Below are 21,143 nucleotides of genomic sequence, written 5' to 3' on the forward strand. Positions count from 1 at the left end.
GTCGATGCGCGTTACCTCATCAATCCGGCGGTGTCGAATGCGTGGTGAACCGCGAACGCTCGCGATTTCACGCTTGGGCACGGCGAGGTCGACGAAGATCGAGTGTGGTCGAGGCGCCCGTTCTCCGGCGGGTAGAAGCCGGTGATGTGATAGCGGACCTGGTCGTGCCAGACGTCGAATTCCATGACCCAGGTCTCGGCCAGGCCATCAACGACGATCAGTGCCGGGTGGGTGTCAGCGGTGGGCCGGTACAGGAGCGCGGCCACTGGAACCGGGCATTCGCCGAACAGGGAGTCGGCATGGAAGGCCCTGGCTGTCACCATGTGTTCCACGAGCGCACCGGCCGCGTGGTATTCGGCTGGCACCTGCTGGAGGAGAGCGTCCAGCTCGATCACGACGGTGCGGTAGCGCTTTCCCGTCCCTGTGCGGCGTGGATCCAAGGTCACGGGGTCACCACCAGGTGCGGGGCGAGCGGGGTGTCGTAGCGCATCCATGAGCGCATGGCAGCAGCGGTATGGAGCCTGCCGGAACCGAGAGCGCGGTATCCGTCAAAGATCCAACCCGTCACTTCCAGGAAGGTGCCGCGGCCCGTGCTGATGTCCAGTTTCGTGTTGAGGAAGGCGGGCCGCTTGGCCACCGCGAAACCCTGCCAGGCGCGGTTCCAGCGGAACAGTGTGCCGAAATCCGGGTCGTCCCAGACCAGGAGGCGGTTGCGCGCGTGTGCGGCTCGGCAGTCGAGGATCCAAAGGTCTGTGTGGGCCTCCCGGCCGGCGACCTCCACCGGGGCAAGCCGGTGGGCTTGGATCTCTGCCCGCTTGCCGCAGCGCAGCAGGCAGTCGGCTCTGCGGTTCCCGAGTGCGATTTCGGTGGCCACACCCCAGTCCTTGACTTCTTTGTGCCACGTGGACTCGGTCACAGGGCGCCCGCGTACCGGAGGAGCTCGGCGTCTTCGTCGTCCAGGCCAAGGGCCTGGGCTCCGACCTCGGCAAGGTAGTCGGCGAGGTTGAAGATGCCGGGGATGCTGTCGATGCCGACAACGAGCCTGTCGTAGCGCTTGAACAGGGCGAGGATACGGTTTCCGCGGGCCCTGTGCTCCTTGGCTCCTTGAGCGGATTCCTTGGCCGCGCTTTCAAGCCGGTCCGCTTCCATGAAGTCGCGCTCGGCAAGAGGAGGCAGGACTTCCATGATGCGGTCGAGGTCTTCCAGCACGAGTTGCTGGGCCGACTTCTCCGTCAGCTCGCCGCCCTCACCGATCAGGACCTTCGCCACGACCCTTTCGTCGTCGGACGCGGCGCCGTGCGAGCCGGGAACCGTAGCGTCGCCAGGGCCCGATGCTCCGGTTCCGCAGCTCGGACCCATGACGGTGGTGCCGCCTTGTGTGGGTCCGGCCGGACCAGCGAGAGCAGCGATACGAAGTTCCTTGCAGACCTTGTTGAACGAGGTGGTGCACATCGATTTCACCGCGCGGTCGAACACAGGACGGTATTCCTCGGAGAGCACGTTGATCTTCGACCGGACGACGCTTTGCATCCGGGCGAGCTGTTCGGCTTCGCTGCCGCCCTGGCGGATGCACCGCAGAGCCTGCCGGTCGAGGACGTCGCGTACGGCGTTGGGGTAGCGGCCAGCGGCATTGGGGATAGGCACGGGTTTCTACTTTCCAGAGAGGAGTCGGATCGTTCGGGGGCGCTTCTCCAGGACACGGCCGGCCCAGGATGCGACCGAGTCACGGATGGATTCGACGGACTGCCACACGTCGGGGTCGTCGACGTGTGCGAAATCGTCAGGGCCCAGCAGGAGGAGTTCCCTGCACTTGTGGGCCAGACCGAAGTAGCGGATGGTCCAGTCGGCACGCGGGTCGCGTTCGTCGTCGCCGATCAGTTCGTTGAGCAGTTCTTCGTCCGGGTCTGGCACGGGGCGCATCTGCTCGCGCACGTACCGGGCAACCTCCTGGTCCTGGAGAACCTCCCGCACGGTCGGCTCCCGCAGGATGGACAGGACGGCTTCCGGGGTTTTGGTCAGTTCCGCGACCACGGCCTCCCGCACCCCTGCGCGGCCGAGCTGAGCGACGATCTCGCCCGGCGTCTCCGTACCGCAGGCCGCTCCGTCCGCCAGGCCCAGGGCCCGGCAGTACTCCCCGGCGTCGAGTACGGCCGGCCATCCCGCCCGCTCGGCGCCGGCGAGCCGCCCGAGCAGAAGCCTGACACGACGCGAGCGCTCGGCCGGGTCGGTTACGCAGGCCGCGACCACGCACTTCCACGGCACGTGGACGGAGGACGTGGCGAGACGTTCACGGAATTCCGTGCCTGCCAACACCGTGACGCGCTGGTATCGCTCAAGTGTCTCGGCCGCGTAGCCGAGTTGCCGTGCCAGCGGTTCCAGGGCACTGCTCACCGCCAGGCTGGACTGCTCGGCGATCTCGGCGCACACGTCGCCGAGTCCGAAGCGCGCCGCAAGCTGCACCCGCGTTGCCTGGACGTCCTGCTCCGCGAACCCTCTCGCGCGCTTGAGCTGATCGTCGGTGTAGCCGGGATCTGCGCTGCTGCCCGGCTCGATCCACACGTTCTCCATGGCCGAGGACGGTAGAAGCCCGAGCCGTCAGAAACGGTCGCGAGCCACTCGGACAGCCGCGCAGAAAGCGGGTCGACGACCAAGATCTCAAAAATGTGCCCTAACCTCCCCGTTTCAGTTGGGTTGGCCGAGTTGGGCTGACTGTGGTGGGCCGTGGCTTTCGGTGGGTGGGTATGCCGGGGGCCCGACGCTCGGGTCGGGTGCTCCGGGTTCCTCGGGTTGTGGGTGGACAGGGCAGCGCCATTGGTCAGGTGGCTGGCCTGGGCAGCGCCGCGAGGCAGGCGAAGGCGTTCGCCAGCTCATGTCGCCAGGGCCAGGTGGCGGCGATCCGCAGGTGGAGGCGGCGGCCTCCATGGGTGATGCGGGCGGCTGCGTGTAGCAGCCGGTAGCGGAGCTTCTTCGGCTCGGCGGTGGCCAGTTCGCCGTCCAGCAGCAGGGTGCGGGTCCAGGCGAGCAGGTCGATTGCGGTGAGTGACAGCTCCAGCCAGGCCGCGTTGACCTGGAAGAGCCGCGAGGGAAAGCGGTCGAAGCCGGTGGCTTTGCCGCAGCGGATGCGGTCCTCGACGCGGGCGTGCGCGCGGTGGCGGACCTCGAGGTGCTGGGTGGATCCGCCGCCGCCCGCGATGGGAGTGTCGGTGAGGAAGACCTGGTGGCGCATGCCCTCGTCAAGGTCGAACAGGGAGAGCTGGGCGCCGGGATGCGGGCGCTCACGTCGCACGATGATGCGGGTGCCGTCGGGATATCCGGCCAGGTCGACCATGCCGGTCAGCTCCGCGACCTCGGCTGAGCCGCGCAGGGATCCGTCTTGTTCCAGGGCCGGGTGCCAGGTTCGGTCGGGCAGGGCCCGGATCGCGCGCCGGACCGGTTCGGTGACGGGGTGGCCGACGGAGAAGAAGGTCCGGATGCCCTGAGCCCGCAGATTCCGCAGGTGGGTCAGGAATGCTTTGGCTCCTCCAGCGCTGTCGGTGCGGATGAGGATGTCGGTGCCGTGGCGATGGGCATCGGGGATCTGGGCGAGGGCGGCGTCCAGGACGGTGATGTGGTCGCTCGCGGTGTTCGCGCCGGCATTGCCCGGCCGCAGCAGGCCGGCCAGAGCCTCGCCGGTGTTGTCCAGGAAGCACAGCAGCGGATGGAAGCCGAAGCCGTGTTTGTAGGTGGCGGCTGCCTGTTCCTTTTCGGAGTGGCAGGTGATGAGGGTGGCGTCGAGGTCCAGAACCAGGCCAGGCACGTCGCGTCCGCCCGCGCGGGAGATCGGTATCCCGCGCCGGGTCTCGGCGGACTGCAGCCAGGCGATCTCCCGGGCAGCGGCGCGGGCCGTGCGCAGTGCCGCGAGTGTGGCGGTGTCGATGTCGGCCAGGACGCGCCAAGCGGTGGGGGTGGAGGCGACCGGACCGAATACCTCGCGTTGATCGCGCAGGAGGGCCAGGTCGGCTATTGCCTCGCCGCCGTCAGCGAGCATCACCGCCAAGTCGACCGCCACCCGGCCGGGATCGTGGCCGGTGCCACGCGGCCGCAACCGGTGCAACGCGTTGGTGAAGGAGCCGGTCAGGCCCGTGGCGTCGGCGAGATCGGCCAGCAGGCGGGATCCGGCGTGGCTGACCACTCCGCGACCGTCGGTCGACACGACGAGCTTGGGACGCGACCCGGTAGTGTGCACGCAGAAAGTGCCTTCCTGCTGCGGTGACAGAAGCCCTAGACAAGCCTCATCATCCCAGTTCAGAAGGCACTTTCGTGTTCCCGCTCAAGATCCGGACACAGCAGCAAGTGAAACGCGCAGGCTAAGGCCGACCACTCCCGAAGTCCGGTTTGACCCGGCCCCGTCGACGGCCCGAATCTGCCCCGCGTGACAATCCGATCGTCAGGAGAGGCAATGCTCGGCGCAGAGGAGCGGCAGAAGTGGAGCACGGGGTACCCGTCGTTCATCAACGGAATCCCGGAGTGCGACTGGCCCCATCTCCGGCTCGGCGAGGAAGACCAGCGGCTGATCCAAAGCAAGCGAGGCGAGCACAACCGGCTCGGCCTCGCCGTGCAGCTGACGGTCGTGCGCTTACTGGGCCGTTTCCAGACCGACATGGAGAGGATCCCGGAGGACCTGGTGCTGCGCGTGGGCGAGCAACTCGGCATCTCCGACCCGCTCACCAAGATCAGCCTGTACGGGGAGAACAGCGACACCGTCCGAAACCACGTAAGAGAGATCAGACGGGAACACGGCTGGACTTCCTTCCCTGAGGGCAAAGCCCAGCTCGTGGCCTGGTTGGAAGACCGGCTGAAGTACTCCACGGACGGGCCGAAGGCGATGATGCTCCAGGTCCTGGTCTGGCTCCACGAACAGCGTGTGCTCCTCCCCCGAGAGTCGACGCTGCGTGACCTGGTGACGCTCTGCCGGGGTAGAGCCGAAGACGCGGTGTCGAAGGAACTCGTCTCCAAAATGAACCCTCAGCAAGTCCGCATCATCGACTGGTTGATGGAGGTTCCCCCCGACGAGCGCACCAGTCGTCTGGACGGCCTGCGCCGCGGTGTCGGCGTACCCTCGTGGGCGAACCTCGTGAAGGCGCTGTCACGCGCAGACGAGATCCGCGCTCTCGGGTTCACTGATGTGGACGTCTCGTCCATCCCCGACCGCAAGCTGGCGCAGCTAGCCGATCACGCCTTGACCGAGCGGGTACCCCGTCTGAAAGAGCAGACCGGCAAGCGGGCTGCAGTACTTGCGGCCATCAAGCGCCTGGAGACGAGCGCCCTGGACGACGCCATCGACATGCTCGACAAGCTGATCACCGAGAGCTTCATCGCCAAACCCCAGAGGTGGGCCGACAAGGCCCTCGTCAACGCCTACCCGAAGTTCGGCCCGGACGGCACCCTGGTCGGACAGGCGCTGCTCGCCATCCTTCACTCCGTGGCGGAGAGTATCGACCAGGACAGCGGTGAAATCACCGACCCAGTCACCGACACCGACTCCACGCGCGCCGTGCTGGAGACGGTCGCTGACCGGGACACTCTCAAGCGGGCGGCCAAGAACTTCCTGGAGTACATGCCGGCCCAAGACTCCGATACCCATGAGGCCCGTCGTGCCAAGGCACTGGAGCGGTTCCGAGACGTACGGACGCTCGTACCGGTCCTTGTCGACAGGGTCCGCTTCGGCGCACGTCCCGCGGGCCAGGCGGCACTGACCGCGCTCCACGCTTTGCCGCCTCTGCTTGATCGCGAGGACGTACGGCTCGATGACATCGACACCACGTTGTTGGAAGGCTCCTGGAAGCGCCTCGTGGAGGGTGGCCTGGAACAGTCCGGCGGCGCGGTTAACCTGTCGGCCTACGCCCTGTGCGTGGTGAAGACCTTCCACCGGCTTCTGTGCAAGCGAGAGATCTTCGTTCAAGGCTGTTCCCGCTGGGGAGACCTTCTCGCGCGACTCCTGTCGGACGAGATCTGGGCACAGGTCCGGCCCAGCCTGCTCACCAGCTTGGATCTGCCCGAAGACCCCAGCGCCTACCTCGACCGCGCGGGCAGAAGCCTGCACGCCGACCTCGTCAAGGTCGCCTCCCGCTTGCCCGAGGGCGCTCACATCACGCTCGGCAACGGCGGCTTGGCCTTGTCGAAGGGGCAACCACCGCGTCCAACGAGCCTGAGTCGCCAGGTGGAGAGGATGCTCCCCAGGGTAGAGCTGCCCCAAGTGGTGCTGGACGTGCTGAGCCGAACCGGCGGGATCGCCGCGTTCACCACCCGCAACGGCAATCCTTCCCCTCACCCGGAATTCGAGCTGTCCGTAGCCGCCGTGATGGTCGCGTACGGCTGCAATATCGGCCTCGAAGCCGTCGCGAACGAAGAAAAGGACGCCCTCAAACTCGACCGCCTCACCAGCATCAGCCGCAAGTACTTCCGCCCCGATGTGATCGAGGCGTGCACCACCCTCATGCTCAGCGCGGAGAGCGACGTACTCACCACCCTGCAGTTGGACGGGGAGCGCCTCGCCTCTGTGGACGGCCACAGCTTCGTCTTGCCCACACCACAGCCTGGCCTGCGCATCGTGCCCGAAGGAAAGTCCGAAGTCACCTGGCTGACCGTGCTGACGGAGCAAGCCATCCAGCTGTCCGGGCGCATGGTCAGCGGTCGGCCCAGCGCCGCGCTGGAGGCACTCAACACCCTTACGACGTACCGGGACCAGACCAGCATCCGGGACAGCCGACACCCCGAAGCCATCGTCGCCGAGGCCGGAACGCACGAGGACCTCGTCTTCGGCCTTCTGACCCTCTCCGGCTACTCCTACCAGCCCGCTCTGCACCAGATCAATGACACCAGGCTCTGGCGCATCGACAGGTCAGCGGACTACGGACCTCTCCAGGGCGCAACACGCCGGCAGATCGACCTCTCGCAGATCGCGGCACACTGGGAGGACATCCTGCGGGTGATCGGCTCGATTCGCCACGGCGCCGTCAGCGCACACGACGCGCTGCGGATCGTGACCCGCAACGGCCAGCCCACCGACCTCGGATCAGCGATCGTATCCTTCGGGCGCATCGCCAAAACACGTCATCTGCTCCGCCTCTACGACAACCCCGCGTACCGGAGCGGGATCGAAGCACAAAGCAGGCTGCACAAGGAACGCGCCGACCTCGCCAGGCGTATCTGCCACGGCATCGACGGCCCCTTCCCCGACTACTACCCTGGTCTGGAAAACCGGCTCGGCGTCCTCGGCCTCGTCCTCAACACCGTGGCCCTCTTCAACACGGTCTACATCCAGAAGATCGTCGAGAAAATGCGCGCCCAGGGCAGAGCCATCTCCCAAAGCGACCTCCGCCAGCTCCCCCGCTTGACGTACGGACACATCAACATGCGCGGCCGATTCCACTTCGAGCAGCCTACCGACACGATGTTCGAGATCCCCGACATGGAACCGGATCCCACCTAAAGTCAGCAGGCCCAGGTGGAGCCGTCCCCAAGAACTACTGGTGAACCCTTCCGCCTCCCACCCCAGCCGGTACCTCACCGAGGTACCGGCTTCGTCCTTGCCTGCTCACGTCCACGTTCACCAGCCCGTGGAGGATACCCCCCTCGCACCCCGACGCCGCGTCAACTTCTACAGGGCCGGGGCAAGAGGAAACCCCGTTCTCAGTCCAGCCGAGTCGGCCAGACCTGTGACCAGGTAAGACACCGCTTAGCCACTTTTTTGAGATCTTGGTCGCCGAACGGCAAGGCCAGGGTGAAACGAATGACCCACAGGGAAACTGAGCGGGCGCGCCACGGAGATGGCCATCATGCACAGACGGTTGGCGGCCACCGCCCTGGGACAGCCCGGAGATCGGCACCTCACGGCATCGGGCTAGGTCACGGGAGTTGAGATCCCACAGTCCCAGATGTGTCCGAACACCAATTCCGGAAAGCAACCGAATCACTCCCGCCGCGGCCCCAGAACGCCCGCCCGGCCCCGGGCGGGCTGACCCCGTGGCAGAGTGATCCGCATGATCCCCGCACACATTCCCGATGAGCCACCGCTGACCTACGCCGACAGCTTCGACATACCAGTCCTGTTCCGTAACGGGCCAGCGAAGAAGCCTCGGCGGCAGTGGCGGACGGCCCAGCACAAGATGTGGACCGGATCGGACGGGTTCCCGGCGGCCGACGGCTGGTACGCGCCGACCACCACATGGCGGGAGATCATCAAGGCCGCCACCGAAGTCGGCCGCGACGTCACCCCGCACCTGCAGAACCAGCCGCGCTACGCACACGGGGAACTCGTCGCCCGGGTGTCCCCGCTGTACGCCTATCTCGGCGCGCACCCCGTGACGCCACGCCATCCCGTGCCGGGGGCCAAGGGCCGACGCCTGACCTGGAACCCGGTCTACGCACACGGCACCGAGCGCAGCGCCAAGGTCGCCGCCAGCTACCGGCTGGGCATGACGATGACCGAGTGGGCCTGCCGCTCACTGCTGGGCCTCGGCCAGACCGAGCACCTCGAACTCGGCGGACCCGTCCCTGCCCTGTACGGCACGTTCAAGGACCCGAAGAAAAGGCTGCCCGACCTATGGGGCCACCACCAGGCAGAAGAGCTGTACTGGCTGATCGAGGCCAAAGGCGGCGACGTGGGGCTCAGCACGCTCCGCAAGGGGTGGGCGCAACTGGCGGCCGGCAGCAAGGCCCTCGGCTCGTACGCCCACCGCACCGTCCTGGTCGGAGCGTCCGTACGGCCCGACGACGACCTGTTCCTCACCATCGACCACGACCTGCACACCGGCCAGCCACCGCTCTCCCCTGCCGGGTCCGAGGCCGACGACGACGAGGCGGCGGGCCCGGGCAACCTGGAGGACCACCTCGGCGACAGCGACGACGCGCTCATCGGCGCCGCCCGCGCCCAGATGCTGGCCTACCTGGCACTGCGCTCGGCTCCCGCTTCGCAGCTGCGCACCGTACCCGTTGCCGCCGACCGAGCCTCCCGCCGCCGGCGCTCCGGGCTGACCACTCCCCTGGAGGACGACACCCTCACACTCGCCATGCGGGCCGACGCCCGCGGAGCAGCGACCGGCACGGAACAGCACGCCCTGCGCGCTGGAATCCGCTCCATGGGCCTCGACGACTTCCTGAGCTGCCGCATCCCCGGCACGGAAGTCCACCTCGGCATGTCCCGGAAGCTGTTCGCCGCCTGCGAGCGCCTCCACGAGGAAGACCTCGCCATCGCCCGGCGCACCCCAGGACTCCGCGCTGAGGACCAGCCGCCCGCCGACCTAGAACTCAGCGACGAGGCCCAGGAAGAACAGCGACTCACCGAACGGCGCATCTTCCACGAACAGCAGGAGGAAGCCCGCCCACTGCTGCGCCCCCTGCTCCGCGACGCCTACGAGCGCGGTGCAGCGAGCGACTGGAGCGACCTTCTTCGTCGCCCCCAGGAGCCGGAACTCGACCTGTGGCCAGACGAGAGCCTCCTCGAAGCAGCGACGCCGGAAACCTACGTGGCTGTCAGCCGCTACGACCTGCCCGCCGCACGCGCCTAACCTCCTCGCACGAGAGTTACTGTCCTGTGTCAGCGAACCCTGATCGCGTGTCACCGAGGCTGACCGCGGCCGGGCAGATTGGCGGCCGGATCCTCCTATGCCGTCTGCGCGCCTTCGCGGGCTTTGAGGGTCGGCAAGCATCAATCAGCGGGGAACCTGCCGCCCCCTTGGCCGAACTCTGGCCAACAGCGGGACCGGTATGGTTCTTTGGCATGAGCGAGGAAGCAATCATGACGGGTGGCCCTGCGGCTGGTCGCGTTTCCCCGTTAGGCTGCGGCCGCAGGGGCTTTCGTCAGCCTTCTTCCTGGTGAGCCGCGTGCCAGGCTCGGAGTCCGCCGAGTTCACCGCGCTGCCTTCACCCGTGCCCGGCTGGGTCGAAGTCGATGAATCGCACCTGATGTATGTACGGGCGGAGTGGATCAGCAGCGGCCGCCCTGCGAAGGACGAATTGGGGCGCTGGTGCTACATGTGGCGCGATCATCTGGCCGCCGGACAGAGCGGCCGTACTGCCCCGGCCTAGCCCAGCTACCACAACCGCCAGCACGTCGTTGTGACTTTTCGCGGCGGTTTTCAACGAGAACGCCCCGCGAGCTCTTCGGTGGCGTTGTGCTCCCGGATCGCGGTGTCGAGGGTGCTGAGAAGGCGGTGGAGCAGCTTCGCAGCCTCGTCCCTGCGCTCGCTCATTGCCCAGAAGAGAGCGGCGATATGCCCAGGGACCGGGGCGCCGCCGCCGGATGCGGTCTTGAGGATCTGCGCCACCTGGCCACGGTTGATGGGTGTGCCATTCTCGACGAGTGCGACCAGGTCGGTGGTCGCGGTGCGCAGCCATCCGAGGCCGTCGGCGGCGGTCGCGGGAGCGGCCTTGTGGGAGGGCGGGCGAAGGTCGGCTTGGTCCAGCACCTCCAGCTCCAGCCCAGCCGCTTTGCACAGTTTTCGTGCGGTGTCCCGGATTTCCTCTGCGACCGGGGCCACCGAGGCGAGCAGGTGGATGTCGGCTCCGAGTCTCTGGCTCAGCGCGACGTCGCGTCGGAGCTGTGCCTCGTTGAATTCCGAGGCTGAGGTCTTCACCTCCCCAGAGAGGACCTTCCCGTCCCAGATCCCGAAGATGTCCACCTCCTCCTGGACACCGTCGTTGAAGGTGACGTCGGTGCCGGGGAGGAAGTGGGAGCGGGGCTTGCGTCGGCACAGCTCGGCGATGACGAGCAGGTGTGGCAATAGGCCGTTGTCGCTGGCTCGGTCGGTGAAACTGTCGAGCCGGTACTGCACGGCTGTCGGCGCACTGCCGGACTGGTACGCGGACACGGCCCCGCAGCCGGGGCACTGTGGGGAGCCGCTGGTTTGGTTGAGGGGCACGAAGGAGCGGCTGGCGCACGAGGGGCAGGTGCTCTCCAGGCCGCGCTCGGCCCAGCCCAGGGCGCACAGTCGTTCCAGGGCAGCCGCCCGGTCCTCCACCCCGACGTTGTTCAGTTTGTCGGCTGGCAGGTACCGGCGCTCGGACCGGCCGCCCCACGTGGCGGCCAGTTCGGCGAGGTCGGCGTCCGGGCTTCCGTCTGCCCGCAGCTCCTGTAGCCGTTTCATCAGCTCCTTGGACCGCGGCGTGGTCAGGGCGATGGCCGCCTCGTAGACGCCAGGTTCGAGGAGCGCGGAGCTATCGGCGCGCTCGGATAGGGCCGCGCCCAGGCGGCCAGCCGAGGACAACTGGTGCATGGCGGTGGCGTCGTCCAGCAACTGCTCCGTGGCCTGCGGCAGCAGGACGAACGTCATCTGGACGGCGAGCTGATGGCTGATGGGGAGGAACGCGAGCTGCAGCTTGCCGTTCCGCCACTGAGCGTCGGGGTGGACGAGCCGGGCGAGCGAGCGGCGGGCTGGCAGGCCGAGCAGGGGCTCGCCCCAGAACCTCACGAGGGCCCCGGCCTGACCATTGAACCGGACGGGCGGGGTGAAGCGCAGTGTGCTCGGCCCGTCGGCGAAGACTTGCACGTCGAAGGACGTCGGGACCCCGTAGTGACGTTCTAGGGTCACCCAGTGCCACGGGTCCAGGTCCGTCCGGAAGGTGAACGGGGCGGTTCGAGCCGGCGGTGCGGGGATGCGCACTCCCGCCCGTGGCTCCTCGTTGGTGGCGTCCAGGCCGAGAACCGAGGCGAGCTCCAGCACCTGCTCGGGCGACGCCGAGCGGCTGACCAGGACCACGTCGGGCTCGAACTGGCCCGGTCGCGCACCCAGGAGGTGGGCCACCTGCTGGGGGAACTGCATCCAGTGCTTGACGGCATCGGCGCCGGGCAGCAGCAGCATCGGCATGTCGATCGTGTCCACCGGCCGCAGGGCTCGGGTATTCCAGAAGCCGAGGCTGTCCGCCAACCCGTCTTCCTCGGCTACCCACAAGACCAGCGGGGTGTGTCCCGGGGTGGTGCTCCGGTACTCACCGAACTGCTCGACCGTGCCCTGGATCCTGGTGTCGTTCTGCAGTTGGTAGCGGCCGAACTCATCCTCCCGCTCGCTCACCCTGGCGTGCTCGTCCCGGCCCGGGTCCACACCGCCAGCCACGGCCAACTGCCACAGCGGTCCGTCGGGGCTCGCCGCGATCGGAGGATACGACCGATCGGTGAACTCCCTGACCTCGTCCGGGGAGCAGGTGAACGCCACCGCGTCCTTCCGAATGTCCGCGAGTGCGACGACGGTCAGCCCCAGACTCTCCCCGATCTCCTCAGCAGCCTGAGGATCAGCATCCACGTTGACGAGCGCCTCGACGCCGGCGATGCGGACGGCCTGCTCGTGGTGCTCGGACAGACCCGATGCCGAGACCTCGACGATGGGCTCGGTCATGCCTCCCCATCGACTGCTGGCCACCGTCACCGCGACCCGGAACCCGCCCTCGCTGCCGACCGCGATGAGGTAGGCCGCCCGCGAGGGAAGCACCGCAGCCTCCATGGCGGCCTGCCCGAGATATCTACTCGATTTCACGACGCCAAGCCTCCCACCGCCACCGCTGAGCACGGCACAAGGTAACCCAGAGCGGTCTGATCGGGCGCGGTCGTTGTCACCGAGAACGCTCCCCGAGCTGCGGCTACACCTCAGGCCGTTCACGCCATCTGTCACCAGGTGACAACTACCGTGACCAGTCACAGCCTGTGCGGGGGGGCCGGGCCGCCGTGCGCAAGCTCGTGGAGCAGCTCGGTTTCGGGAGTGCCGAAGACCTGGTCGCGTTCGTCAAGGCGCAACAGGACGCTGAGCAGGACCAGATGACCGAGGTCCAGCGCCGGGAGAAGACCGCAGCCGAGATGGACGACAGAGCCCCCGGATTCCAGGCTGTGGAATCCGGGGGTTCGGAGCAATGGAGCGGTGTGGAGGGCAGGTCAGCTCTCGGTGGAGTCGTCGGCGCGAGTGTCCGTGCGGCTGCGGCGTGCCAGGAGGAATGCGCCTCCGCCTGCTGCGATCAGCACGCCCGCGCCGCCGATCAGCCAGGGTGTGGCGTCGGCTCCGGTGTGGGCGAGGGAGCCCGTCGGCGTCTTCGGCGTGGAGTTCCCGACCGGGGTCGCGGTCACGGATGAGGAGTCGGCATCCGGCGATTGACTGCCCGAGGCGGAGGGCGTGCCCCCTGCGGTACCGCTGCTGGGCTTGCCGGGGCTGGACGGGGAGTGGGTGGGATTGTGCGTCGGCTTGTCTGAGGGATCGGGCTTCGGGCCGGTGGCCGTCCGGGTGTTGGTGACGGTCACGGTCACCGGGGCGCCGGGGCCGGCGGTGAACGTCTTCGTCGGCTTGTAGAGGTCGTAACCGGCGGGGGCCTTGATCTCCTTGACCCAGAACGTCGTGCTGCGGCTCGACACGGGCAGTTCGCCGTAGGCCGTTCCGTTGGCGCCCGTGGTCAGGGTGAGCAGCGCACCGGTGCCGGTGCCGATGTTCACGGTCGCGCCGGGCAGGAGCTTGCCGGTCTTGTCGTCCTTGGCTTGCACAAGGACCTTGGCGGCCTCGAACGGGACCGTGAGTGTCAGCTGGGTGGTCGCGCCCGGGGTGACGATGACGTCTTGGTCGGCTACGACCTCATACAGCGGGCTGCCGGTAGCTGTCTGCTTGAGCCGGTAGATGCCCGCTGCGAGGTCGGGGAAGGTCACCTTCCCATGAATGTCGCTCTGCCCGTGTCCGGCTTCCTGGCCGGTGGAGTCGAGCAGCAGGAACGTGGCGGAGGACAGGAAGCCTCCGGCCGCGTCCTTCGCGGTGATCTCGACGCTGCCGACGTCCGGGGCCGGTGTTTCGGCGGGAGCGGCGGTGGCCGAGGGGGGCGGCTCGGACGGCTCGGCGCTGGCGACCGGCGCCCAGATCAGGGTGCCGGCCGCCGCGACAGCGACGGCAGCAGCGGATCGAACGAATCGTGCGTGCACGAGGTAGCGGACTCCTTGGAGAAGGGGACGAGGAAGGTCATCGGGTGTGGCCAGACCGGGGCCGGAGGTTGCGGGGTCGTCGAGGTGACGGGGCAGGGCCTGCACGCTCGGGGCCGGGTCGAGCTTGTCAACGGGGCAGTGATCACCTGCGGAGCTGCTCCGCAGGAAGGACAGGCTGCCGGGAGGGGAGGTCGCGGCTCAACGGGTGCGAGTGCCGCTGCGCGCGGTCGGCGGGGCGGGAGTCGTGTGTGCTTCGGCTGGCGGCGCGGTCCGGCGCAGGCGCCGCCCATGCCCCTGGGAACCAGACGGCGACGTATTGCTCGATGGCGTCGTGAAGCCCGGTGAACTCGGCTCCTTCCCAAGGTGGTTGACCGGTGCGGTGGTACTTGTTGAAGGTGCCGTGAGTGGAGTTGGTCAGGGGCCTGTTGCTGGCCACGTCGCGGCGGTGGAAGGTGCCGTGGTCCAGGAAGCTGAGGGCGACGGCATCGATCTCGCCGCGCTCGGGGTGGACGACTGCGAGGCGTAGACCGCCGTAGGTGTCCGCGTGGATGGTGCGGGTGAAGTCGATGCGGAGCCGAAGGTGCACGTCTGGGTTCGGTTTGGCGAGGTAGGTGTTGCCCACGATGGTGCTGTCGTGAAAGGGGAGGCGGAGTTCGGCGAAGAACTCGGGGGCTTGCAGGGACACGGAGGATCTCCTGGCGGGTCAGGCGCGTGCTACCGGCGCGGGCCGGGCAGGGCCGGTCGGCTGGTGGTGCTCCAGCGCGGGGCGCTGGCCGCGGTCAGCGCGGCCGGACGGCGGGATGCGACGGCTCGCTGTACGTCGAGCGGAGTGGGGGACGGCGGGCCGGGCGGGAGGATCGGGGTGAGCTGGGCCATCTCCTTGATGTAGCTGGCGGTCGCCTCGCGCCACCGGGGCAGGGGCGCCGGATCGGCGATGCACTCGGTGACGGCGGTGAGCAGGGCGACGGGAGTGTGGGTACTGGCGGTGGCGTACCAGACTGGCCGGTCGATGGACTTGCCCGCCCACAGCTGCCAGCGGGCATCGCGCGTGGTCAGTTCGGCTTCCGGATCGAGGTCGCCGGAGGTGAATTCCAGGCCGGCGTGCCCGTCCGGGGCCTGGATTGCGAAGACGCCCCAGCGCGGATGGTCGATCTGCCAGCCCTGCTTCAGGAGGGGCACGACGGCGAGGAAGGGGTCGTGCTCGTCGTTGCCGGAGACCGGCCGGGCGAGGTAGGCGTCCGGTCCCTGCTCGTACGCGGTTGCGAGGACGGTGGTGAACGCGGTCACGAACTCGGTGGGGACGCGGTCGTTGAAGCACACGCCCCATGTGGGCCGTCCGAAGGAGTCCTTGAAGGCGTTGATGCGCCACAGTCCGTCGTCCTCGCCTTCGGGCAGGTAGCCCAGGCGTACGCGCCGGTCGGGTGCGCTCACGTACACGTTGTAGTCCCGGTCGTGCCGCAGGTCCCAGCCGATGTCGAGGAGCGGGGCGAGGGCGGGGTCGCCGATTCCGGTGGTGGAGGCGAGGTGGCGCGGCCGGACGTAGACGTCGCCGTCGATCTCGTGGTGCGGATCGGGCTGCGGTGTCACTGGTCCCCCCTGGTGGTGATGGTGATCTCATCGGCGGCGGTGTCGAGGCGTTCTGTGACCTCGGCGGTGGTGCGGCCGGTGACGAGGTAGAACCCGGCCCTGGCGGTGAACAGGTCGCCCTCGGGCGGCAGGGCGAGCTGGTCGCCGATCTCGCGGATCCATTGCACCTTCCGTAGCCAGGGGGTGCGGGCGGCGAAGGGCTGGTTGATGTGCCGGGCGGTGAGGGTGCCGGAGGTGTCCGGGTAGAGCATGCGGATGCCGGCGGCTGCGCTGCGGGTCGGGGTGAGGTCCGGTGCCCGGCCGCAGGCGAGGTCGGCGGCGGCCGTGGGCAGGTCGATGCCGGTGGCGAGTTGGACGAGGTGGCCGATCATGTCGCCGCCGATGCGCGCGTTGACCTCGATCAGCCGGGGATGGCCGTCCACCAGGCGCAGCTCGACGTGCTGCACGCCGTCGGTGATCCCCAGGGCCTTGACCGCAGCGGCGGCGGCCGGGGCGACCTGGGCCAGGAGCGGGTCGGCGGCATCGACGGTGTGCCCGGTCTCGTCGAAGTAGGGCGCGGGACCCAGGTGCTTTCGGGTCACGGCGATCGCCGTGGTCACGCCGCGGTGGGTGACGCATTCGACGGAGACTTCCGGGCCGTCGAGGTACTCCTCGACCAGGACGCCGGTGTCCTCGCGGCTGCGGCTCGCGCCGGCCGAGGCGAACGCGAACGCGGCGGGGAGTTCCTCGGGCCGGTCGACGCGGATGACGCCGATGCTGCCGGCGAACGCGGCGGGCTTGATGACGGCCGGCAGGCCGAGGGTCATCGTCGCAAGTCCCGCCTCCAGTACGGTCCGCGCTCTCATCGAGGCGGCCGACGGCACGCCGTGGCGGGCGAACAGGGTGCGGGCGGTGGCCTTGTTGCGGCAGGCGCGCATCACCTCGACGGTCGGCGAGGACAGGCCGAGCGCGCGGGCGAGTCGGGCGGTGGGGACGAGATGCCACTCGTCCCAAGTGACCACGCCGGCAAGGTCGTGGCGCTCGGCCAGCGCCCGGCATGCGGCGAGCAGGGCTGCGGGGTCGCTCAGATCGACCACGGTGTGGTCGACGATGAACGGCTCCTCCCACGACGGCTCGGTGCCGGTGAGCAGGACGACGTCGTACGTGGCGGCCACCTGCTCCAGGCAGTAGCCGCGATAGGTCTCGTCGCCGGGAGAAACGACGAGCACGAGGGGACGAGCAGGCAAGAAGAGGTTCTCCGAATCGGTGAAGGCGGGACGAAGGAAGACAGGGGTGTCTCAGGCGGCACGGCGCCGTCTCAGTTCGAACGCCGCAGCCCAGTGCGGGTGTTCGTCGATCAGGCGGCGTGCGTAGAGGGCGGTGTAGTTGTTGTTCAGCCCGGCGACTCCGTGCGGGAGCTGGCGGCGCAGGTCCTCGAACAAGTCCTTCAGGCTGACCCTGGTGGCGCCAGCGGCCAGGCGGCGGGCGGCCATACGTTCCAGGGCCCGGTAGACGTGGGGGTTGTTGGCGTCGAAGGCGTGGAACTGCTCGGTGATGCTGCGGCCGGTCGCGCGGTGCGATCCGAGGGCGGCGGCGGACATGAGTTCTCCACAGGTTGGGGAAAAGCGCGGCAGGGTCAGGTGCGTAGGGCGGGGTCGGCGCGCAGGCGGGCGAAGGCGCAGAACAGGCCGAGGGCCTGCAGGGCGGCGCAGGCGGTGATGACGCGGCCGAGCCCGTCGGGGGGCGTGAGTGCGGTGAGCACGCCGGCGACGGGGAAGGGCAGCAGCAGGATGAGGATGGTCGCCGACAGGGTGCTGCCGAATTTCTCCGGTGCGATCAGGCGGGAGCGCAGGGTACGCAGGACGACCGTCATGCCGCCTTCGCCCGCCGTGAGGACCGCGACCAGGACCAGGTAGGACAGGTAGTCAGGGGCCTGGGCGGCGGCGAGACAGGCGAGCGAGGCGAGGGCCGCGCAGGTGGCGCCGACCAGCCACAGGCCGAGGCGGTCGAGTGCGAACCGGCAGAGCGTGACGCTGAGGAGCGTTGCTGCGGCGGCAGCGGACCAGACGAGGCCGACTGCGGTGGTGGACTGCCCGAAGTGCTGGACGACGATCACGGGGCCGGCTGCTTGGAGCAGGCCGGTTGCCAGGTTGGACAGGGTCAGCCCGGTCACGAGCCAGCCGAGCGCGGGCAGCGAGCGGATGGTGCGCCACCCGGTGAGCAGTCCGGCGCCGGACTTAGCCTTCGGCGCACGGGCCGGTGCCACGGGCGAGGGCGGCGTGCGCAGGGCGAGCAGCGCGGCGAGCAGCGAGAGCACGGTGATCACCGCGAGCATGGGCGGCGGTCCGGCCAGCAGGAGCACTCCGGCGAGTGCCGGGCCGGCCAGGGTCGCGGTCTGGTCGATGCCGAGCAGGGCGGCCTGGACACGGTGGGCCCGTCGTCCTGCTCGACGGCTGGCGGCGGCGCCCGCGGTCTCGGCAGCGATATAGCTGAATTCGGTGCTGGCGCCGGTCGTCGCAGCTATCACCATCACGGTAGCGCTCGCCACGGTGCCAGACGGGTGGAGGTGGAGCAGGACCGCGCCGGCTGCGAGGGCCAGCGCCCGGCCGAGGGAGGCCAGGTGGAAGACCATCGCGGCACCCCGTCGGTCGACGATGGCTCCGGCCCACGCGAACGCCGCCAGCCGTGGGATCCACTCCAGGGCGAAGGCTGCGCCTGTCAGCGCGGCGGAGCGCGTCGTGGCCAGGACGAGCAGCGGGATGCCGTAGGTGGACATCGCGGACGCCAGCGCGTCCGCTGTGCGCGGGAGGTAGATGCTGCGCATCAGCCCGCCGGTGTGGCGTGCGTGGCGGGGTGTGACCGCTTGGCTCACGCGACCGGCTCGGGTTCGGGCACCCCGGCAACCTGGAGGTGGTCGGCCAGCCACTGCATGAGCAGCGTGCGGAGACGGGCAATGCCGGCCTGCGCACCGTCGGCGCGTTCGGTGGTGAGCGACGGTGCCAGCAGGTCGAGGACGCACCGGATACGGCTGCTGAACTCGCAGACGGGGGCCGGGACGGCGTGACGCCGGGCCCAGCGGGCCATTTCGTCGTACAGGTCGGCCAGGTCCATGCCCGCCTCGGTCAGTTCCAGACCGGTGCCGGGCGCGATCCGCACGAGACCGTGGGCGCGGGCGGTGGCGGATGCGCTGCGCAGTTGGTGCGTGGAGAGGTCAGGCAGGGTGACGGCCAGCCGTCGCGGCGGTACGGGGCCGTTGTCGTCGATCTCGGTGACGAGCCGGACCAAGGGCCGCGAGGCCAGCAGCTCGACAGCGCGCCGCGCTTGGGAACAGGTGAGAGGAGTGCTCATCGGCGCGGGCCTCCCGCCGGGACGGCCGCCTTCGGGCGGGCGGTGGCGTGCGAGAAGAGATCCCCGTTGTGCCAGACAGGGGAAGGCTGAGGTATCCGAGGGACGGGTAGTGCCGTGGGAGCCGGGCGGGACTGGCTGCTGATCCACGGCCTCGCGGGCTTGGCCTGCGGGTGCCCCCAGACCGGGTGCTGGGGGGCCTGGTCGAGGGGCTGCCCGGCCGACCACGCGGACAGGGCGCCGAACACGGGGCCCAGACCCACGCCGGCCGCGGACAGCCGGTAGGGCTGGCCTATGCCGTCGGTGTCGGCCAGGCCGTCGGCGACGAGCTGCCGCAGCGGCGGATAGATGTTGGTCCAGTCGCTGCTGGGCATCACGATCCGGGCCAGCGCCCGGCCGCTGACGACTTGGCGGGACTTAAGCACCCACAAGATGGCGGCGGCGTGCCGCCGGGTGAGCAGGGTGAGGCTGTCCTCGATCTGCTCGATCGCGGGCAGCGGGCGGTCCGCCTTCTCCAGGTGTTCCTCGGCCCAGGTGACGATCACCGGCAGGACCGGCAGCAGGGCGACGCCGCGTTCGGTGTGGCCGTAGGTCACGTGCCGTGCGCTGTGTTCGGTGCGTGCGACGAGGCCGGCGTCGCACAGTGCCTTGACTTTGGGGTGGAGCTGGCCGTTCTGCAGCCAGGACACCTTGGCCGCCAGCTCGCTGTAGCGCTGCGGCGGGCCGGCCAGGGCCAGGAGGATCCTCACGTTCCAGCGCGGGGTGATCATGGCGAGGGCCTCGGTGACCCGGGCGATGTCGGCGTCGGTGTCAGGCGCCAGAGCGGTGATGGCCAAGGGTGGAACTCCTGGGTGGATGAAAGGGGGATCGCCTGCGGGTCAGCGGCTGCGTGCCGGACTCGGGGCCGCAACAGGCGGAGCCGGAGCAGGCGGTGAGGAAGCCGGCGGGGCCGGGACACGGGCCAGGCTCTGCAGGACGGCGGCGACCGACATGGCCTGAACCTCGCGGACAGCGACGGCTTCGGCGAGCCGGCGGGCGCCGTCGAGGAGGTGGGAGACCTCGTGCGGGCCGATCTGCCGCTCGGGATGGAGGAGCCGGGCGAGATGGTCGCGGTGGAAGCCGATGCTGCGCTCGGCGAGGGCAAGGGCGTCGTGCATGCCGAGCAAGGCGGAGAGCATGCCGGGCGGCTGGTCCTGGGCGTGGGCTTCGAGGTCGGCCAGCGGTGCGCCGTAGAGGTTCTCGATCCGTGCGGCTATGTCGGTGGACGTGGGGTGGGGCAATCGGGGGCTTTCACGGTCGGGCTGCCCGGGCCGCCCCGGCACGTGGGGGTGCCGGGGCGGCAGGCCGGGGCAGGGCTGCGGTGGTCCTGAGTGGTGCCGTGCCGGCATGCCGGGCCTGCTGGGCGGGCGGGGGCATGGTGCGCAGCAGTTCGCCGAGGGCGGCGCGGTAGCCGGCCCGGGCTTCCAGCGCCGCGTCCAGCCACTGCGCGTCGAAGCGGAGTCTGTCCGCGGACAGTTCGCCCATGTCGCGGTCCGGGTCCATGTCGGCGTGGACGCGGTCGCGGACGCGTGCGATCTGCTCCTCGGTGAGCGCCAGGAAGGAACGCAGCTGCAGGGCACGGGCAAGCGCGGGCGAGGCATCCTGGCCGGCAGCCGCCGCGTACAGCTCGGAGACCGGCTCCCCGAAGAACTCCTGGAGGTCGGCGTCCAGGGTGCTGGCCTTGTCCCGGCTCATCGGGCGGCCCTTGCCGATCGCCACCCCGCTGGCGGTGCGGTTGTACCCGCGGGCCGGTTGGGGGCGCTGGTGTGCACAGCCGGGCCGGTGCGGGGCGCAAGGCGGGCGAGGCGCTCTGCGGCGAGGTCCTTCCTCCCCGGGGCGTCGGGGGCGAGGAGCCATCGCACGACCATGGCCCGGCCGTCGCGGGCGGTGACGGCTGCGTTCACCCGGTGGGCAAGACGCATTGTCGGGTCGTCAACGTCGCTGGGCTGGCTCTGCAGTGCGGCGAGGAGGTTGTCCTCCGCGCGGTCCAGCACCAACTGGGCCTCGACGAGCAGGCCGTGCCACTTGACGACGTCGGTGGCGTCAGGGTTCGCGGTCGGCGCGGCGGCGACCGCAGCCTTCAACTGGGCCATGCCCATGCCGAAGCGCGCTTCGATCCGTTCGGTGAGCACGCCCACGACGTCCGCAGAATCCTCGGGTATGCCGTTGGACAAAGGAGATCTCCTGTTCTGAATGGGCCGATGAGCAGGGAATGTGCGGGGCCGCGTACTCGGCGGATCAGCCGCTTGCCGCGACGCGCTGAAGTCGG

21 protein-coding genes are annotated in these 21,143 nt (G+C 69.3%); 3 read left to right on the forward strand and 18 right to left on the reverse strand.

Annotation, left to right across the window (positions count from 1 at the left end; translation table 11 throughout):
• Window positions 1-11: 11 nt before the first annotated feature.
• From AB0M29_RS10920 to AB0M29_RS10940, 5 genes are all read right to left on the reverse strand, one after another.
• Entirely contained in the window at window positions 12-395 is a 384-nt protein-coding gene (locus tag AB0M29_RS10920) for a hypothetical protein (RefSeq protein ID WP_365381864.1), read from the reverse strand.
• Between the two features lie 47 nt (window positions 396-442).
• The gene (locus AB0M29_RS10925) at window positions 443-916 is read right to left on the reverse strand and encodes a hypothetical protein (RefSeq protein WP_365381866.1); all 474 of its coding nucleotides are present in this window, start codon (window positions 914-916) and stop codon (window positions 443-445) included.
• Entirely contained in the window at window positions 913-1,644 is a 732-nt protein-coding gene (locus tag AB0M29_RS10930) for a hypothetical protein (RefSeq protein WP_365381868.1), read from the reverse strand. Before AB0M29_RS10930 ends, AB0M29_RS10925 begins: the two co-directional genes overlap by 4 nt.
• 6 nt (window positions 1,645-1,650) lie before the next feature.
• Complete coding sequence (locus tag AB0M29_RS10935) at window positions 1,651-2,568, reverse strand: hypothetical protein (protein ID WP_365381869.1); 918 nt, start codon at window positions 2,566-2,568, stop codon at window positions 1,651-1,653.
• Between the two features lie 247 nt (window positions 2,569-2,815).
• Complete coding sequence (locus tag AB0M29_RS10940; protein ID WP_365381871.1) at window positions 2,816-4,225, reverse strand: IS1380 family transposase; 1,410 nt, start codon at window positions 4,223-4,225, stop codon at window positions 2,816-2,818.
• 213 nt (window positions 4,226-4,438) lie between these two features.
• On the opposite strand from AB0M29_RS10940, the gene AB0M29_RS10945 reads away from it, so the two are divergent.
• The 3 genes from AB0M29_RS10945 (at window position 4,439) to AB0M29_RS10955 (ending at window position 10,068) form a co-directional block, all read left to right on the forward strand.
• Window positions 4,439-7,471 carry a Tn3 family transposase gene (locus tag AB0M29_RS10945; RefSeq protein WP_365381873.1) on the forward strand — a complete coding sequence of 1,011 codons (3,033 nt, stop codon included), beginning with the start codon at window positions 4,439-4,441 and terminating at the stop codon, window positions 7,469-7,471.
• A 550-nt stretch (window positions 7,472-8,021) separates the two neighbouring features.
• On the forward strand, window positions 8,022-9,548 hold the full coding sequence (locus AB0M29_RS10950) for a gamma-glutamyltransferase (protein ID WP_365381874.1): 1,527 nt from the start codon (window positions 8,022-8,024) through the stop codon (window positions 9,546-9,548).
• Between the two features lie 307 nt (window positions 9,549-9,855).
• Entirely contained in the window at window positions 9,856-10,068 is a 213-nt protein-coding gene (locus tag AB0M29_RS10955; RefSeq protein WP_365381875.1) for a hypothetical protein, read from the forward strand.
• A gap of 50 nt (window positions 10,069-10,118) precedes the next feature.
• Here the strand turns inward: AB0M29_RS10955 and AB0M29_RS10960 are convergent, their stop codons facing one another.
• The 13 genes from AB0M29_RS10960 to AB0M29_RS11020 form a co-directional block, all read right to left on the reverse strand.
• Window positions 10,119-12,509: a hypothetical protein gene (locus AB0M29_RS10960; protein ID WP_365381876.1), complete on the reverse strand. Its 2,391-nt coding sequence runs from the start codon at window positions 12,507-12,509 to the stop codon at window positions 10,119-10,121.
• A 158-nt stretch (window positions 12,510-12,667) separates the two neighbouring features.
• Window positions 12,668-12,880: a hypothetical protein gene (locus tag AB0M29_RS10965; protein ID WP_365381877.1), complete on the reverse strand. Its 213-nt coding sequence runs from the start codon at window positions 12,878-12,880 to the stop codon at window positions 12,668-12,670.
• Window positions 12,881-12,901: 21 nt separating this feature from the next.
• Complete coding sequence (locus AB0M29_RS10970) at window positions 12,902-13,924, reverse strand: SpaA isopeptide-forming pilin-related protein (RefSeq protein ID WP_365381878.1); 1,023 nt, start codon at window positions 13,922-13,924, stop codon at window positions 12,902-12,904.
• 142 nt (window positions 13,925-14,066) lie between these two features.
• On the reverse strand, window positions 14,067-14,609 hold the full coding sequence (locus tag AB0M29_RS10975) for a hypothetical protein (protein WP_365381879.1): 543 nt from the start codon (window positions 14,607-14,609) through the stop codon (window positions 14,067-14,069).
• Between the two features lie 29 nt (window positions 14,610-14,638).
• Window positions 14,639-15,511, reverse strand: coding sequence for a DUF317 domain-containing protein (locus AB0M29_RS10980; RefSeq protein WP_365381880.1), 873 nt, complete (start codon window positions 15,509-15,511; stop codon window positions 14,639-14,641).
• Window positions 15,508-16,737: an ATP-grasp domain-containing protein gene (locus tag AB0M29_RS10985; RefSeq protein WP_365381881.1), complete on the reverse strand. Its 1,230-nt coding sequence runs from the start codon at window positions 16,735-16,737 to the stop codon at window positions 15,508-15,510. Before AB0M29_RS10985 ends, AB0M29_RS10980 begins: the two co-directional genes overlap by 4 nt.
• A gap of 51 nt (window positions 16,738-16,788) precedes the next feature.
• The gene (locus AB0M29_RS10990) at window positions 16,789-17,091 is read right to left on the reverse strand and encodes a hypothetical protein (RefSeq protein ID WP_365381882.1); all 303 of its coding nucleotides are present in this window, start codon (window positions 17,089-17,091) and stop codon (window positions 16,789-16,791) included.
• A gap of 35 nt (window positions 17,092-17,126) precedes the next feature.
• Window positions 17,127-18,362: an MFS transporter gene (locus tag AB0M29_RS10995; protein WP_365381883.1), complete on the reverse strand. Its 1,236-nt coding sequence runs from the start codon at window positions 18,360-18,362 to the stop codon at window positions 17,127-17,129.
• A complete protein-coding gene (locus AB0M29_RS11000; RefSeq protein ID WP_365381884.1) occupies window positions 18,359-18,838 on the reverse strand; it encodes a regulator in 480 nt (159 codons plus the stop codon). The genes AB0M29_RS10995 and AB0M29_RS11000 overlap by 4 nt, the downstream gene beginning before the upstream one ends.
• Window positions 18,835-19,671 (reverse strand): helix-turn-helix domain-containing protein, encoded by an 837-nt coding sequence (locus AB0M29_RS11005; protein WP_365381885.1) that lies wholly within the window; start codon window positions 19,669-19,671, stop codon window positions 18,835-18,837. The genes AB0M29_RS11000 and AB0M29_RS11005 overlap by 4 nt, the downstream gene beginning before the upstream one ends.
• 42 nt (window positions 19,672-19,713) lie before the next feature.
• On the reverse strand, window positions 19,714-20,115 hold the full coding sequence (locus AB0M29_RS11010) for a hypothetical protein (RefSeq protein ID WP_365381886.1): 402 nt from the start codon (window positions 20,113-20,115) through the stop codon (window positions 19,714-19,716).
• A 10-nt stretch (window positions 20,116-20,125) separates the two neighbouring features.
• Window positions 20,126-20,569: a hypothetical protein gene (locus tag AB0M29_RS11015; protein ID WP_365381887.1), complete on the reverse strand. Its 444-nt coding sequence runs from the start codon at window positions 20,567-20,569 to the stop codon at window positions 20,126-20,128.
• A complete protein-coding gene (locus AB0M29_RS11020) occupies window positions 20,566-21,048 on the reverse strand; it encodes a hypothetical protein (RefSeq protein WP_365381888.1) in 483 nt (160 codons plus the stop codon). The genes AB0M29_RS11015 and AB0M29_RS11020 overlap by 4 nt, the downstream gene beginning before the upstream one ends.
• Between the last annotated feature and the right edge of the window lie 95 nt (window positions 21,049-21,143).

Origin of the sequence: Streptomyces sp. NPDC051976 (assembly GCF_040680795.1) — a bacterium.
Taxonomy (GTDB): domain Bacteria; phylum Actinomycetota; class Actinomycetes; order Streptomycetales; family Streptomycetaceae; genus Actinacidiphila.